Genomic DNA, 16,255 nt, shown 5'->3' with positions numbered 1-16,255 from the left:
ACGGCATTCTCACTATGTTCCTCATAGCGCAACCCATCGTGCATTGCGCAACAGCAGAGGAGCTTGGTCGTGCCACACGAGGTCCGTGCCGTAGTCGCTGTGAAGAAGGGCGCACCGGTCGAGGTGCAGACGATCGTGGTCCCCGATCCGGGGCCGGGTGAGGTGCTGGTGAACGTGCAGGCCTGCGGGGTCTGCCACACTGATCTGCACTACCGCGAGGGCGCGATCAACGACGAGTTCCCGTTTCTGCTGGGCCATGAGGCGGCCGGCACGATCGAGGCGGTCGGCGCCGGCGTGACCGACCTCGAGCCCGGCGACTACGTGATCCTGGCCTGGCGCGCTCCCTGTGGCTCCTGCCGCTCCTGTCGCCGCGGCCGACCTTGGTACTGCTTCGACTCCCGCAACGCCGCCCAGCCGATGACGCTGCTCGACGGCACTCCGCTCTCCAACGCGCTCGGTATCGGCGCCTTCGCCGAGAAAACCCTGGTCGCGGCGGGCCAGGCGGTGAAGATCAACCCGGCCGCCCGCCCCGAAGCGGCGGGGCTCATCGGCTGCGGGGTGATGGCCGGCTACGGCGCCGCCGTCAACACCGGCAACGTCGGGCGCGGCGACTCGGTGGCCGTGATCGGCTGCGGTGGCGTCGGCAACGCGGCGATCGCGGGCGCCTGCCTCAACGGCGCCATGAAGGTCATCGCCGTCGACATCGACGACAAGAAGCTCGACCAGGCCGAGAGGTTCGGCGCCACGCACACCGTCAACTCCCGTGGCACGGACCCGGTCGAGGCGGTCCGCGAGCTCACCGACGGCTTCGGCGTGGACATCGCGATCGACGCCGTAGGCCGACCGGAGACCTTCACACAGGCCTTCTACATGCGCGACCACGCAGGCACGCTGGTCCAGGTCGGCGTCCCCTCCCCCGAGATGAAGGTCGAACTCCCCCTGATCGACGTGTTCTCGCGCGGCGGCGCGATCAAGTCGTCCTGGTACGGGGACTGTCTGCCGAGCCGCGACTTCCCGTTCCTCATCGACCAGTACCTGTACGGGCTGCTCGACCTCAACGCCTTCGTCACGGAGACCATCGCGCTCGACCAGGTGGAGCGGGCGTTCGCCAAGATGCACCACGGCGAGGTCCTCCGCTCGGTGGTGGTCCTGTGAGCAGCGTCCGCGTGGACCGGGTCGTCACGAAGGGCACCTTCAGCCTCGACGGCGACACGTTCGACGTCGACAACAACGTCTGGCTCGTGGGCGACGACGAGGAGGTGCTGATCGTCGACGCTCCTCACGACGCCCGGGTGATCCACGAGGCCGTAGCAGGCCGACACGTCACCGCCATCGTCTGCACGCACGCCCACGACGACCACATCGACGCGGCCGCCGAACTCTCCGTTCTCACCGGCGCGCCCGTGCTCCTCCACCCCGACGACTTCGAGCTCTGGTCCCACACACACCCCGCCCGCAAGCCGGACGGCGACCTCACCGACGGCCGGATCCTCACGGTCGCCGGAATCGAACTACAGGTCATCCACAACCCCGGCCACACCTGGGGCAGTTGCTCCCTCTACGCCCCGTTCCTCAACGCCGTCTTCACCGGCGACACCCTCTTCCACGGCGGCCCTGGGGCCACCGGCCGCTCCTACTCGGACCGCCCCACCATCGAGGCGTCCGTCCGCAACCGGCTGCTCACGCTGCCCGGCGACACGGTCGTCCACACCGGACACGGCCAGAACACGACGATCGCCGCCGAGCGGCCGAACGTCCCCACCCCCTGAGCAGGGTCACCCCATAAGCGCGTTCACCCCCACCCCGGCAAGGAGGGGCATGTCCAGCACGCCCGAAAACCAGTCCCCCCGCGTGGTCGTCGTAGGCGCCGGCATCGTCGGCTGCTCGCTCGCCGACGAGTTGACCGCCCGCGGCTGGACCGATGTCACCGTCCTCGAACAGGGCCCGCTGCCCGCGCCCGGCGGCTCGACCTCGCACGCGCCCGGCCTCGTCTTCCAGACCAGCCCGTCCAGGACACTCGCCGAGTTCGCGAAGTACACGGTCGAGAAGTTCGGCTCGCTGGAAGTCGACGGCGTCTCCTGCTTCAACCAGGTAGGCGGCCTGGAGCTGGCCACGACCCCCGAACGCCTCACCGACCTGCACCGCAAGGCCGGTTACGCCGCCTCCTGGGGCATCCGCGGCGAGGTGGTCACCGCGGCTCGCTGCAAGGAACTGTGGCCGCTCATCGACGAGTCGGTGGTCCTAGGCGGCTTCCACACCCCCGACGACGGCCTGGCCCGCGCCCTGCTCGCGGCCCGCGCCCAGATGGAACGGGCCACCGAAAGGGGCGCCCGCTTCCTGGACCGCCACACGGTCACCGGTATCGAGAAGGAGAACGGCCGCGTCACAGGCGTAGTCACCGATCAGGGCACCTTCCCCGCCGACCATGTCGTCTCCGCCGCCGGTTTCTGGGGCCCGGTGATCGGCCGTATGGCCGGAGTGGACGTACCTCTGCAACCGCTCGCCCACCAGTACGCGAAAACCAAGCCGCTCCGCGAACTCGAAGAAGCGACCACCGAGGCATCGAAGCCCATCCTCCGCTTCCAGGACCGCGACCTCTACTTCCGCGAGCACACCGACCGCATCGGCATCGGCTCCTACGCCCACAAGCCGCTGCCCGTCGACCCGTACGCGGTCCTGCCGTACGACGAGGCCCGCGCGCAGGACATGGACATGCCCTCCTCCTACCCCTTTACCGAGGAGGACTGGGCGCCGAGCTGGCACGACTGCCGATGGCTGCTGCCCGCTCTGCGCGAGACGGAGATCGAGGAGGGCTTCAACGGCGTCTTCTCCTTCACCCCGGACGGCATGCCCGTCCTGGGCGAGTCCCGCACGCTGAGAGGCTTCTGGCTGGCGGAGGCCGTCTGGGTCACGCACTCCGCCGGCGTGGCCAGGGCCGTCGCCGAGTGGATGGTCGACGGGCGGCCCTCCCTCGACCTGCACGAGTGCGACCTCACGCGTTTCGAGGAGGCGCAGCGCTCACCGTCGTACGTCCGGGAACGCGGTTCGCAGCAGTTCGTCGAGGTGTACGACGTCCTCCACCCGCTTCAGCCGATGGAGCAGCCCCGCCCCCTCCGCGTCAGCCCCTTCTACGCCCGCCAGCAGCAGCTCGGCGCGTACTTCCTGGAGGGCGGTGGCTGGGAGCGCCCGCACTGGTACGAGGCGAACGCGCCCCTGGCCGACGCACTGGAACTCCCCGAACGTGACGCCTGGTCGGCCCGCTTCTGGTCTCCCGTCGCGGCGGCGGAAGCGAAGGCGACGCGCGAAAGGGTCGCCCTGTACGACATGACGCCGCTGCGCCGCCTGGAAGTCACCGGTCCCGGCGCCCTCGACTTCCTGCACCGCATGACCACCAACAACCTTCGCAAGAAGCCCGGCGCGGTCACCTACACCCTCCTCCTCGACGAGAAGGGCGGCATCCGCTCCGACCTCACCGTGGCCCGCCTCGCCCCCGACCGCTTCCAGGTGGGCGCCAACTCCCCCGCGGACCTGGACTGGCTCCTCAGGCACGCGCCCGGGGACGTACACACCAAGGACATCACGTCCGGAACCTGCTGCATCGGCGTCTGGGGCCCCCTGGCCCGTGACCTCGTCCAGCCGCTCACCCGCGACGACTTCTCGCACGAGGCCTTCGGCTACTTCCGCGCGAAGGAGACGTACATCGGCCATGTCCCGGTGACGGCGATGCGTCTGAGTTACGTCGGTGAGCTCGGCTGGGAGCTGTACACCACCGCCGACCTGGGGCTAAGGCTCTGGGACACGCTGTGGGAGGCGGGCCAGGAGCACGGCGTGATCGCGGCCGGGCGCTCGGCCTTCAACTCGCTGCGCCTGGAGAAGGGATACCGCGCCTGGGGCACCGACATGACCGACGAGCACAACCCGTACGAGGCAGGGGTCGGCTTCGCGGTGCGCAGGGACAAGGTGTTCGTGGGCCGCGAGGCGCTCGAAACCCAGGACATCACCCGCAAACTCACCCCCCTCCTCCTCGACGACCCGGCAGCCGTCGTCCTCGGCAAGGAGCCCGTGTACGTCGACGGCGCCCCCGCCGGCTACGTGACCAGTGCGTCGTACGGCTACACCCTCGGCCGCTGTATCGCCTACGCCTGGCTGCCGGTGCTGGCCACCGGGGCGGCCGTGCACATCGAGTACTTCGGCGAGAAGGTCCCGGCGACCGTCGCCGAAGAGCCCCTGTTCGACCCGAAGATGACCCGCATCCGCCGCTAGGAGACGCGTATGTCCCCCACGTATGACGTCATCGTCATCGGTCTCGGCGGCATGGGCAGTGCGGCCGCCCACCACCTCTCCGCGCGTGGCGCCCGCGTCCTCGGCCTGGAGAAGTTCGGCCCCGTGCACAACCGCGGCTCCAGCCACGGTGGTTCGCGGGTCACCCGCCAGTCGTACTTCGAGGACCCGGCGTACGTTCCGCTGCTGCTGCGCGCCTACGAGCTGTACGACGACCTGGAGCGGGCCACCGACCGGGACGTCGCCACCCTGTGCGGGGGCGTCATGATCGGACCGCCCGACTCCCTGACCGTCTCCGGTTCACTGCGCTCGGCCCTCCAGTGGGACCTGCCGCACGAGATGCTGGACGCGAAGGAGATCCGCCGCCGCTTCCCGACGCTCACGCCGAAGCACGACGACATCGCGCTGTACGAGACGAAGGCCGGTCTGGTGCGGCCCGAGAACATGGTCGCCGCCCATCTCCAGCTGGCCACCCGGCAGGGCGCCGACCTGCACTTCGAGGAGCCGATGACGCGCTGGGAGCCGTACCGGGACGGCGTCCGCGTGCACACCGCCGAGAACACCTACACCGCGGGCCAGTTGGTGATCTGCCCGGGCGCGTGGGCGCCGCAGCTGCTCACCGATCTCGGGGTGCCGTTCACGATCGAGCGGCAGATCATGTACTGGTTCCAGCCGGGGACCGGCGTCGAGCCCTTCCTCCCCGAGAACCACCCGGTCTACATCTGGGAGGACGCGGCAGGCGTCCAGGTGTACGGCTTCCCGGCCATCGACGGCCCCGGCCTCGGCGCGAAGGTCGCCTTCTTCCGCCAGGGCACGGTCACCACCCCGGAGACCATCGACCGGACGGTGCACGAGCACGAGATCCGGGCGATGGCCGACCACCTGGCCGGCTGTATCCCCGATCTGCCCGGCACCTTCCTCAAGGCCGCGACCTGCATGTACTCCACCACTCCGGACGAGCACTTCGTGATCGCCCGCCACCCCGAGCACCCGGAGTCGGTCAGCGTGGCCTGTGGTTTCTCCGGGCACGGCTTCAAGTTCGTGCCCGTGGTCGGGGAGATCCTCGCCGACCTGGCCCTGACCGGCACCACCGAGCACCCCATCGGCCTGTTCGACCCCGCCCGCCTCGCCGCCGCGCCCGCCTGAGGAGCACCCTCGTGACGACGACCCCCATCACCCCCAGCCTCATCGCGACGCTGCCGGGCCACTTCTACACCGACCCGGAGATCTTCCGGCAGGAACAGCAGCATCTCTTCGAGTCGATGTGGTTCTGCGCCGTCCGCAGCGCCGATCTGGCCAAGCCCGGCGCCTTCCGCACCGTGCAGATCGGCCGCGAGAACGTGATCATCACCCGGACCCGCAAGGGCGAGCTGCGTGCCTTCCTCAACGTCTGCCGCCACCGCGGAGCCCGGCTGTGCATGGAGGAGTCGGGCGAGATCCGGCGGACCCTCCAGTGCCCGTACCACGCATGGACGTACGACCTCGACGGCAAGCTGATCGCCGCGCCGAACCTGATCAAGATGCCGGACGTCGACCGTGTCGAGTACGGCCTGATCAACGTGGCCCTGCGGGAATGGCTCGGCTACGCCTGGGTGTGCCTGGCCGACGAGCCGCCCTCCTTCGAGGACACGGTGATGGATGCCGCCGTGGAACGGCTGGGCAACGTCGCGGCCATCGAGCACTACGGCACGGAGAACCTCGCGCTCGGCAAACGCATCACCTATGACGTGCGGGCGAACTGGAAGCTGATCGTCGAGAACTTCATGGAGTGCTACCACTGTGCGACCATCCACCCCGAGCTCACCGACGTGCTGCCGGAGTTCGCGGACGGCTACGCGGCCCAGTACTACGTGGGCCACGGAGCCGAGTTCGGCGAGGAGGTCAAGGGCTTCACGGTCGACGGCAGCGAGGGCTTCGGTAAGCTGCCCGACATTTCCGACGACCAGGACAGGCGGTACTACGCCATCACGGTGAAACCGACGGTCTTCATCAATCTCGTGCCTGACCATGTCATATTGCACCGCATGTTCCCGATGGCCGAGGACCGCACGATCGTCGAGTGCGACTGGCTGTACGCGCCGGAGGTCGTCGAGTCGGGGGCGGACGTGTCGAGGTCGGTGGAGCTGTTCCACCGGGTGAACGCGCAGGACTTTGAAGCATGTGAACGGACTCAGCCCGCGATGGCGTCGCGAGCGTACCGGAAGGGTGGTGTGCTGGTTCCCAACGAGCACCACATCGGGATCTTCCACGAGTGGGTCCTTCAGCGTCTGGGAGGCGGCCATGCCGGATCTGTTCATTGACGGCGAGTGGCGGAGCGCGGTCGACGAGCGCACCCGCGAGATCCGCTGTCCGGCGGACGGTTCACTCGTCGGGGTGGTGGACGAGGCCGGCGGCAAGGACACCGTCGAGGCCATAGCCGCCGCCCGCCGCGCCTTCGACGAGGGACCTTGGCCGCACACAGCCCCCGACCAGCGCGGTGACCTGCTGCTTCGAGTCGCCGACCTGCTGCTGCGGGACAAGGAGGCGCTCGCCCGCGCCGAGTCGCTGGACACCGGCAAGCGGCTGGTCGAGAGCGAGTACGACATCGACGACATCGCGAACTGCTTCCGCTACTTCGGCCGGACGGTCGCGAGCGAGACGGGACGGGTCGTCGACACGGGCACGGAGGGCGTGGACAGCCGGGTCGTGTACGAGCCGGTCGGCGTCTGCGCGCTGATCACGCCCTGGAACTACCCGCTCCTCCAGACTGCCTGGAAGGTCGCCCCGGCGCTCGCCGCCGGCAACACCTTCATCCTCAAGCCCAGCGAGCTGACCCCGCACACCGCGATCCATCTGATGCGGCTGCTGGAGGAGGCGGGCGTGCCCGCGGGCGTCGCCAACCTGGTCCTGGGCGCCGGTCCCGAGGCCGGCGCCCCGCTCGGCGACCACCCGGACGTGGACCTCGTCTCCTTCACCGGCGGACTCCAGACCGGCCGCCGGCTGATGGCGGCCGCGGCCGGGACGGTGAAGAAGGTCGCCCTCGAACTCGGCGGCAAGAATCCCAACATCGTCTTCGCGGACGCCGACTTCGACACGGCCGTGGACATGGCGCTGACCGCGGTGTTCCTGCACTCCGGTCAGGTCTGCTCGGCAGGCGCGCGGCTGCTGGTGGAGGACTCGCTGCACGACCGGTTCGTCGACGAGGTGGTACGCCGGGCTTCGGAGATCCGGCTCGGGGGACCGTTCGACGAGCGGGCGCAGACCGGGCCGCTGATCTCGGCCGCACATCTGGCCAAGATCGAGGCCTATGTCGCCAAGGGCCTGGAGGAGGGCGCGGTCCTGCGCTGCGGCGGCACGCGCCCCGACGGTCCGGACTTCGCCGACGGCTTCTACTACCTGCCCACCGTGCTGGACGAGTGCAGGGGCGGCATGTCGGTGGTGCAGGACGAGTCCTTCGGACCGGTGCTCACCGTTGAGCGGTTCGGCAGCGAGGACGAGGCGGTACGGCTCGCCAACGACACGATCTACGGCCTGGCGGGCGCCGTCTGGACCAGCGACGAGGCCAGGGCCGCCCGGGTCGCGGCGCGGCTGCGGATCGGCACGGTCTGGATCAACGACTTCCACCCTTATGTCCCGCAGGCGGAGTGGGGCGGTTTCAAGCAATCCGGATTCGGACGCGAACTCGGACCGGCGGGCCTGGCAGAGTACCGCGAGCCAAAGCACATCTGGCGCAACACAAACCCCACGCCACAGGGGTGGTTCGCCTGACTACCGGGTAGCAGCAGGCTCATCACCCCTCCTTGATCCAGGCACCCGCAGGAGCCGCTCTCCCCGTTCCACTGCCCACCAGGAGTCCGCTCATGACCACAACTCAACAGCCGGGCGCGCACGACGACGCCGAACTGGCCGAATTCGGATACAAACCCGAACTCAAGCGCACCCTCGGCAACTTCCACACCTTCGCCGCCGGCATCAGCTACATCTCCATCCTCACCGGCACCTTCCAGCTCTTCTACTTCGGATACGGCAGCGGCGGCCCCGCCTACTGGTGGTCGTGGCCGATGGTCTTCGTCGGCCAGTTCATGGTCGCCCTCTGTTTCGCCGAGCTGGCCGCCCGCTATCCGGTCGCGGGCTCCGTCTACAACTGGTCGAAGAAGATAGGCAATCCGCACCTGGGCTGGCTGGCCGGCTGGACGATGCTGATCGCGTCGATCGTGTCGATCTCGGCCGTGGCGCTCGCCTATCAGCTGACGCTGCCGCAGATCTCCGACGTGTTCCAGATCGTCGGCGACGGAACCGGCAAGTACGACGTGGCGACCAACGCGGTCATCCTGGCCGCGGTGTTGATCCTGTTCACGACCCTTGTGAACGCCTTCGGCGTCAAGCTGATGGCCACGATCAACTCGGCGGGCGTGTTCATCGAGCTGATCGCCACCGTCGTACTGATCATCCTGTTCGCCGCGCACATCACGCGCGGCCCGCAGGTCGTCACGGAGACCAACGGCACCGGAGCGGGGTACGGCGCCGGCTATCTGGGCGCGTTCCTGGTGGCCTCGCTGGCCTCGGCGTACGTCATGTACGGCTTCGACACGGCCGCCTCGCTGGGTGAGGAGTCCGTGGACCCGTCCCGGAACGCGCCCCGCGCGATCATCCGGGCGATCGTCGCCTCCTTCATCCTGGGCGGTCTGATCCTGCTGCTCGCACTCATGAGCGTGTCCAGCCTGAAGGGCGAGCAACTGTCCACCGACGGTCTTCAGTACATCGTCCTCGACGTGCTCGGCTCAACGGCCGGCAAGGCGATGCTGTGGTGCGTGATGATCGCGGTAACCGTGTGTGCGCTGGCCGTGCAGACGGCGGCGATCCGGCTGGCATTCGCCATGGCCCGGGACAACAACCTGCCCGCGTCCTCGAAGCTGGCGAAGGTCAGCCCGCGCTTCAAGACGCCCGTGCTCCCGGCCGTGATCATCGGCATCCTGGCGCTGGCGATCCTGGTCGTGAACATCCGCCAGCCACAGATCTTCACGGTCGTCACCAGCATCGGCATCATCATGATCTACCTCGCTTACCTGGGCGTCACCGTGCCGTTGCTGGTGGCGCGGCTGCGCGGCAAGTGGCAGCCCGCGGGCGACGGCAAGTTCTCGCTCGGCCGCTGGGGGCTGCTCGTCAACATCCTGGCCGTGCTGTGGGGCCTGGGCATGACCATCAACCTGATCTGGCCGCGGGCCGCCGTCTACAACGCGACCGCCCCCTTCCACTGGTACCTCCAGTGGGGCGCCCTGCTGTTCGTCGGCGTGATCATGGGCGGCGGCTTCGCCTACTACTGGTTCATCCAGCGGCACAGGACGGGCGTGCTCTCCGAACACCAGCTGGGCTCCGAACCGGCAACCGGGCCCTTCGCCGCCCCGGCGGCCGACTGAAATTCCGCAAGTAGGCTGTCAAGGAGGTCAACTCCCCATGAGCATCGATGAGTTCGACTACGTCGTGGTCGGCGGCGGCACCGCGGGCAATGCGGTGGCGGCCCGGCTGTCGGAAGACCCGTCCGTCACCGTCTGTGTCCTGGAAGCAGGGCCCAGCGATGTCGGCGACGACGACGTCCTGAAGCTGGAACGCTGGATGGGCCTGCTGGAGTCCGGCTACGACTGGGACTACCCCGTCGAACCCCAGACCAGCGGCAACAGCTTCATGCGGCACGCCAGAGCGAAGGTGCTCGGCGGCTGCTCCTCGCACAACTCCTGTATCGCCTTCTGGGCCCCGGCCGAGGACCTCGACGACTGGGCCGCGGCAGGCTGTACGGGCTGGAGCGCCGCCGACCTCTTCCCGCTCTACCAGCGGCTGGAGAACAACGATGCTCCCGGGGAGCACCACGGCCGCACGGGTCCGGTGAAACTCCGCACGCTGAAGAGCGAGGACCCGTGCGGCACGGCGCTGTTGGAGGCATGCGCGCAGGCAGGCATTCCCACCACGGGTTTCAACACCGGCAGGACGGTGATCCGGGGCGCCAACTGGTTCCAGATCAACTCCGACGAGAACAACATCCGTCAGTCGTCGTCGGTGGCCTACCTGCACCCGGTCCTGGGCAAGCGGCCGAACCTGGAGGTGCGGACGGGGGTGCGGGCCAAGAAGCTGGAGCTGGAAGGCCGGCGCTGCGTGGGCGCCGAGTATCTCGACCCGGACCTCATCCACACCCGGACGGTACGGGCCCGGCGCGAGGTCATCCTCTCCTGCGGCGCCATCGACTCACCCAAGCTGCTGATGCTGTCGGGCATCGGACCGGCCACGCACCTGCGCGAGTTCGGCATCGACGTGGTGGTCGACTCGGCGGGCGTCGGCGAGAACCTCCAGGACCACCCCGAGGGCGTCATCATGTGGGACGCCAAGCAGCCCATGACCACCACGTCCAGCCAGTGGTGGGAAGCGGGCATCTTCTACGACACCGAACCGGGCCTGGACCGGCCGGACCTGATGTTCCACTACGGGTCCGTCCCGTTCGACATGAACACCGCACGGTGGGGCTATCCGACGTCGGAGAACGCGTTCTGCCTCACACCGAACGTGACGCGCGCGAAGTCGCGTGGCACGGTGCGGCTGCGGACCCGCGACTACCGGGACAAGCCGAAGGTGGATCCGCGGTACTTCACGCATGAGCACGATGCGCGGGTGATGACGTACGGGCTGAGGCTGGCCCGAAAGATCGCCTCGCAGCCCGCGTTGAGCGGCTGGGCAGGTGCGGAGCTGGCCCCCGGCCCGGACGTCCGGACCGACGACGAACTCCTCGACTACATCCACAAGACCCACAACACCGTCTACCACCCGTCCTGCACGGTGAAGATGGGCGCGGACGACGACCCCTCGGCCCCACTCGACGCACGGCTACGGGTCAAGGGAGTGGCGGGGCTGCGGGTGGCGGACGGTTCGGTGATGCCGGATCTGGTGAGCGTCAATCCGTGCATCACGACGATGGCGATCGGCGAGAAGTGCGCCGACTTGCTGAGAGAGGACGCCTAAAGCTCCCCAGGGGCGCGGGGAACTGCGCGACCAGCCACGACGGGCCCGCAGTCCCCCACGCTCCTCAGGAGGCAGTCGCAGCCGGGCGCTTGAACATCCTCGTAGCCGTAATTTCGCTGTGCACCGCTTCCCCCGCCTGCGGCTGCGGCGGCAACCCCGGCCGGAGGTGTTCCTCCACGCTGATGTACTTGAGCCCCGCCCGTAGATCCGCATCGTTGCGCAGCCGGATGACCAGTGGAAACTCCGCCAGCGCAGTCGTGTCGAACAGACCGGTCGTGTACAGGAGTTGGACACCCAGCGCATCCGACACGGCCCGCTGAAGCTCCAGCAGATACGTGGCGTTGGCGCGCCCGATGGGGTTGTCGAGGAACAACGTGCCGGCGTGCCGGTGCTTGTCACGTCCCCGGTCGTTGCTCCGCAGCGCCGCCATCGTGCAGTACAGCGCGATGGCGGCAGTGAGCAGCTGACCGCCCGAGAACACGTCGCCCATCTGCCCCACCGGCACCCGCTCCGCACGGAGCACCGCGTCCGGCTTGAGGATCTCGACGGCCACACCCTTCGGCTCCAGCGCCGCCGCGACTCCCCGCAGCAGCAGGGACATCCCGTCCCGGCGCAGATCGGAGTTCTTCTTCACCGCGGCCCGCGTCGCCTCGTCGACGACCTCGCCGAGCCGCTCGGTGAGCGTGGCCTGGTCGGGTTCCTCGAAGCGGATCCGGAGGAACTCCTGCCCGGACCACTCGCCGAGCCCCTCGGGCAGCCGGGACAGCCGCTGGGCGGATCGCAGCGTCGCCAGCGCCGACTCGACCAGCCCGCGCAGCCGGTCCACGATCGAGTCCCGGTTCCGCTCCAGCTGCACCAACTCATCGGTGAGGACCCGCAGTCGGGGCGCGAACGCGTCCGCCCACTTCTGCGCGTGCTCGGGCAGCGCGGAGGCGGGCAGTTCCCGGATCTGCTGCCGCGCCGGCGTCCGGACCTGCTCGTACCGCGTGGAGTTGGCATGCCGTACGAGCACATCGCTCGCCTCTCGTACGGCGGACTCGGCGGCGGACAGATCGGCGGCGCAGCCGCGCAGGGAGCGCCGCGCCTCGGCGGCGGAGTGGCGGGCCTCGTCCAGGCCACCGGGATACGGTTCCTGCTCTTCCTGCTCCTCGTCCGTGGCGTGCTCGCGCAGCAGGTCGCGGAGCATGGTGGCGATCTCGTCGAAGCCACCGGCCGCGTCCTCGGCGGCCCGGTGGGCGTCGAGGAGTTCGGTATGCGCCTCCCTGGCCTGGCTCAACGCCTCGGTGCGGGAGGCGAGTTCGGCTGTCGCGGTCCGCAGCAGGGCCTGCGCGTGCTCGGCGTCCCGCGGCACCAGTTCCTCGGGCAGCTCGGTGTGCGCCTCGCCGTCTTCGGGTGCGTGCCGCTCGGCCTCTCCGCGCAGCCGCCCGAGTTGTTCGCTCGCGCTCGACATCCGGGTCTCCAGGAGCTGCACCAGCTCCTCGGCACGGGCGGCGGCGGCCTGCCGGGAGGGCCCGTCGGAACCGTCCGGGGACTCGAGCAACTGCGCCGCGCGCGTGCGGACCTTGTTGCTCAGCCGGTCGAGTTCGGTCCGCGCCGCGCTCTCGTCGCCCTCCGCGCGGGCCTGCTCGGCCCGCAGATCGGCGCCGACGCCGACCTTCTCGTACACCTGGGAAGCGGCACGATAGGCCTCGCGGAGGGCGGGAAGGGACGACGTCGAAGCATCCGTGCCGGCTTCCGGTACGTCGTCGGGGGCGCCCGCGATCTCGGCGCGCTCGGCGCGCAGCGCACGGGCCGTGCGACGGGCGTCGTCGGCGGCGCGCTGGGCGCCTCGCCGGTCCTCGTCGGCGGCGCGGGCGCGCTCCAGGCACGTCTGGGCGCGGGCCTCCGACTCGGTTGCCTCGTCCGCGAGTTCGCGCAGCTTGACCTGCCAGCCGGACCGTTCACGCAGCCGGAAGGCGAGCCCGGCGAGGGCGTCGGCGGAGCGGCGGGCGCGCTGGGCGACCTCCTGTCGCTCGTCCCGTACCTGCGTGGCCTCGGCGGCGGCTTCGTCGGCCTCCGCCCGGACGGTGCGCGCCTCGGCCAGCTCGGCCTCGGCCTCCTCGGCGAACGCGCGCGTCTCCCTGGCCGCTTCCGCCAGCTCGACCAGTCGCCCGGCCGGACAGCCGGTACGCCAGGACGCGAGCCGCGCGGCCAGCTCCCGGTCCTTGCCGAGCCGTGCCGCCAGGGTCCGGATCTCCTCGTCCCGCTCGGTCGCCCGCGCCCGCAGCGCCTGCCGTTCCTCGTCGGCGGCGTGCTCGTCGTGCATGGCGGGGTTCGGCGGTACGAGGAACACGTCGCCGCTGCTCGCGTCGGGAGCCGGGGTCGGGGCCAGCAGGGCGGCCGCCGTACCGACCGCGACGGCGGACCGGGGCAGCAGCGCGGCCTCGTTGAGCGCCTCCCGGGCACGCGCGTGCGTGGCGGGGTCGGTGATGATCACTCCGTCGACCAGCTCCGGCCGGGCGGCCAGCACGCGCGCGTGATCGGTGGGATCGACGGCCTGCGCGAGATACCGCCATCCTGGCAGCGCCGGGATGCCGTGCTCGCCGAGGAACGCGACGGTGGCCAGTACATCCGGACCGGGCGGCAGCAGCCCTCCGTCGCCGAGCGCGCCCAGGATCCGGGAGTCGTCGGCGGCAGCGGTCCGCAGCTCGAACAGCTGCCGCTCGGCGGACGAAACGGTGTCGTCGAGGAGCCGGCGGAGGTCGTCGGCGCTGCGGTCGAGTTCCTCCGGGGTGAGGAGGCCTTCGGCGAGGGGGCGCGGGGTCGCCGGGAGGCCGCGCCGCGGGTCGGCTGCATCGCCGTCGGCCGAGCGCACGGACCCGGCAGGCACGCCACCGCCGGCGTCGGCAGCCGCGTCGCTCCCGACGCGGGACACCCCGCCGGTATCCGCCCCGGCACCCCGGCCGGAGGCACTGCTCGCGGCCTGGGAAGCCCCGTTGACGCCTGCCTCGGCACCGCCGCTGCCGGACGCGCCGCTCCCGGCCCGTGCCGGCCCTCCTGGTCCGGCCGAGTCGGAGCGCTCGCGCCCGGCCGCGCCATCCGCACCCGTCCGGGGCCCCGGCACGAGAGACCCCGCCCCAGAACCGCCGGTCAGGCTCAGCAGCTCTGCCAGCCGCTCCTCCCCCGCGAGCCCCTCGGCGAGGCGGCGCTCCGCCTCGTACGAGCGTTCCGCAGCCGTCGCCGCGTCCGCCGCGCGGGCTGCCGTGAGCTCCGCGCGGGACTCGGTCGAAGCTGCTTCCCGGGCATGCTCGGTGGCCCTGTGGGACGCCTCGCGCGCCGTGTCCCAGGCGGCGACGGCCGTCTTCTCGGCGTCGCTGGCGGCGAGCGCGGCGCGTGCGGGATCGGCGTCGGGCGCGCTGTCGTCGAGCCAGCCCGCCCGCACCGCTTCAGCGGTCTCCTGCTCGACCTCGGACAGACGCTGCCGCAGGTGCCCGACCTCGCTGCGGGCACGCTGGGCCTCCGTGGCGGCGGAGGTGGAGTCCCGGTGGGCGGTCTCGCTGACCTCCTGGAGCGCGGCGGACCGCTCCTCCCCTTCGTTGGCCAGGGCTTCGGCGCTGTCCGCGGCCGAGTGCAGGGCCCGGACGAGGTCGACGGCGGCCTTGGCGCGGGCGGCCAGCGCCGGGGCCGCGTCCCGCTCGGCCTCCTGGATGGCGGAGGCGACGCGCGCGACCCGGTCGGCGGCGGCGCGGTGGCGCAACACGGTCTCGGCGGTCTGCCAGGCGGCGTGCAGGGTGCGCGCGTCGGCGAGCTCCCGCTTCTGCGCGGCGGCCGACTTCTCGGTGCCGGCGAGCGCCAACGAGGCGTGCCGGTAGGCGAGTTCGGCGGCGATCAGCGCGCTGCGCTGCCGCGCGCCCTCGGCCTGTGTGACGGCGTGCGCGGCGCCGGTGACCCGCTGGGCGAGGTCCGCGGCACGCACGCGTTCCTGGGCGCCGCGCGCCGACAGCCGCCGGGCCAGCGTCCGGGTCCGGCGCTCGGCACCGGCATGGATGTCACGCGCGCGTGCCCGTGCCTCGGCGGCCTCGACGATCCGCCCCAGCAGATCGACCGACCCGGCGGTGAAGTCCCGTTCGGCGATCAGCTCGGCACGCCGCCCCAGCTTGTTGCCGAAGCCGCCGACCAGATCGGCGAGACCGTCGGTGTCCCGCGTGTCGGTCACCGCGCGCAGCAGCAGGTCGGTGAAGTCGGAGTCCTTCTTGACCGCGAAGAGGCCGGCCGCCTCGCCCTCGTCGGCGTTCATCTCCCGCTGGTAGCGGAAGAGTTCGGGGTCGAGGCCGAGGTCGCCGAGGTGCTCGATCCACCGGTCGTGGATCTCCTCCCAGTGCACCTCCAGATGTGGATACGCCTTGCCGGCCTCGGTGAGCGCGTCCCGGAAGCCCTTCATGGTGCGCCGCCGCCCCTGAGCACCGGACGCGCCCTCCACGGGCGGCCGTACGGCGGTGGACTCGGCGACCGGCAGATTGTCCAGGCTCAGCCCGGGTCCGGGCCGGAACGAGTACCAGGCCTCGGCGAACTTCCGCGGATCGTTCGAGACCTGCCGCCCGCGCCACTCACTCACCTTGCCGACGACGACGCACTCGCCCGTCAGCACATGCTGCCACTCCAGCGCCACATGCCCGCAGTCGTCGGCGAGCAGGAACTTGCGCAGCACACCCGAGCTGGCGCCACCCAGCGTGTTGCGGTGACCCGGCAGCATCACGGAGAAGATCAGCTTCAGCAGAACGGACTTACCGCCGCCGTTCTCCAGGAAGAGCACGCCGGCGGGCGCGGGACGGCGCGGCGGGCCGAGGGGCTCCTCCTCGAAGAACTCCGCCTGCGTGGGCGCGGGATCGGGCACGGGCTCGCCGACACCCCGCAGGTCAAGCACGGTGTCGGCGTAGCGCGCACCGGCCGGACCGATGGAGTAGAGGCGGACCCGGGACAGCTCGTACATGGCGGACTCTCGTAGTCGTGA

General features: G+C 70.5%; 9 protein-coding genes. 8 read left to right on the top strand and 1 reads right to left on the bottom strand.

The window, feature by feature from the left end; genetic code table 11:
* Positions 1 to 69: 69 nt before the first annotated feature.
* From KCH87_RS35910 to KCH87_RS35875, 8 genes are all read left to right on the top strand, one after another.
* Positions 70 to 1,155 (top strand): S-(hydroxymethyl)mycothiol dehydrogenase, encoded by a 1,086-nt coding sequence (locus KCH87_RS35910; RefSeq protein WP_210592038.1) that lies wholly within the window; start codon positions 70 to 72, stop codon positions 1,153 to 1,155.
* Positions 1,152 to 1,769, top strand: a complete 618-nt coding sequence (locus tag KCH87_RS35905) for an MBL fold metallo-hydrolase (protein WP_210592037.1) — start codon at positions 1,152 to 1,154, stop codon at positions 1,767 to 1,769. The genes KCH87_RS35910 and KCH87_RS35905 overlap by 4 nt, the downstream gene beginning before the upstream one ends.
* 49 nt (positions 1,770 to 1,818) lie before the next feature.
* On the top strand, positions 1,819 to 4,263 hold the full coding sequence (locus tag KCH87_RS35900; RefSeq protein ID WP_210592036.1) for an FAD-dependent oxidoreductase: 2,445 nt from the start codon (positions 1,819 to 1,821) through the stop codon (positions 4,261 to 4,263).
* A gap of 9 nt (positions 4,264 to 4,272) precedes the next feature.
* On the top strand, positions 4,273 to 5,427 hold the full coding sequence (solA, locus tag KCH87_RS35895) for an N-methyl-L-tryptophan oxidase (RefSeq protein ID WP_210592035.1): 1,155 nt from the start codon (positions 4,273 to 4,275) through the stop codon (positions 5,425 to 5,427).
* A gap of 11 nt (positions 5,428 to 5,438) precedes the next feature.
* Complete coding sequence (locus tag KCH87_RS35890; protein ID WP_210592034.1) at positions 5,439 to 6,581, top strand: aromatic ring-hydroxylating dioxygenase subunit alpha; 1,143 nt, start codon at positions 5,439 to 5,441, stop codon at positions 6,579 to 6,581.
* Positions 6,562 to 8,028 carry an aldehyde dehydrogenase family protein gene (locus tag KCH87_RS35885; RefSeq protein WP_210592033.1) on the top strand — a complete coding sequence of 489 codons (1,467 nt, stop codon included), beginning with the start codon at positions 6,562 to 6,564 and terminating at the stop codon, positions 8,026 to 8,028. Before KCH87_RS35890 ends, KCH87_RS35885 begins: the two co-directional genes overlap by 20 nt.
* A gap of 92 nt (positions 8,029 to 8,120) precedes the next feature.
* Entirely contained in the window at positions 8,121 to 9,677 is a 1,557-nt protein-coding gene (locus KCH87_RS35880) for an APC family permease (protein ID WP_210592032.1), read from the top strand.
* A 37-nt stretch (positions 9,678 to 9,714) separates the two neighbouring features.
* Positions 9,715 to 11,265 (top strand): GMC family oxidoreductase, encoded by a 1,551-nt coding sequence (locus KCH87_RS35875; protein WP_210592031.1) that lies wholly within the window; start codon positions 9,715 to 9,717, stop codon positions 11,263 to 11,265.
* Between the two features lie 64 nt (positions 11,266 to 11,329).
* Here the strand turns inward: KCH87_RS35875 and KCH87_RS35870 are convergent, their stop codons facing one another.
* Complete coding sequence (locus tag KCH87_RS35870; protein ID WP_210592030.1) at positions 11,330 to 16,234, bottom strand: hypothetical protein; 4,905 nt, start codon at positions 16,232 to 16,234, stop codon at positions 11,330 to 11,332.
* Between the last annotated feature and the right edge of the window lie 21 nt (positions 16,235 to 16,255).

The organism is Streptomyces sp. GESEQ-35, from assembly GCF_017948485.1.
In the GTDB taxonomy this organism is placed as follows: Bacteria; Actinomycetota; Actinomycetes; order Streptomycetales; family Streptomycetaceae; genus Streptomyces.
This window is presented reverse-complemented; position numbering and strand designations above follow the sequence as displayed.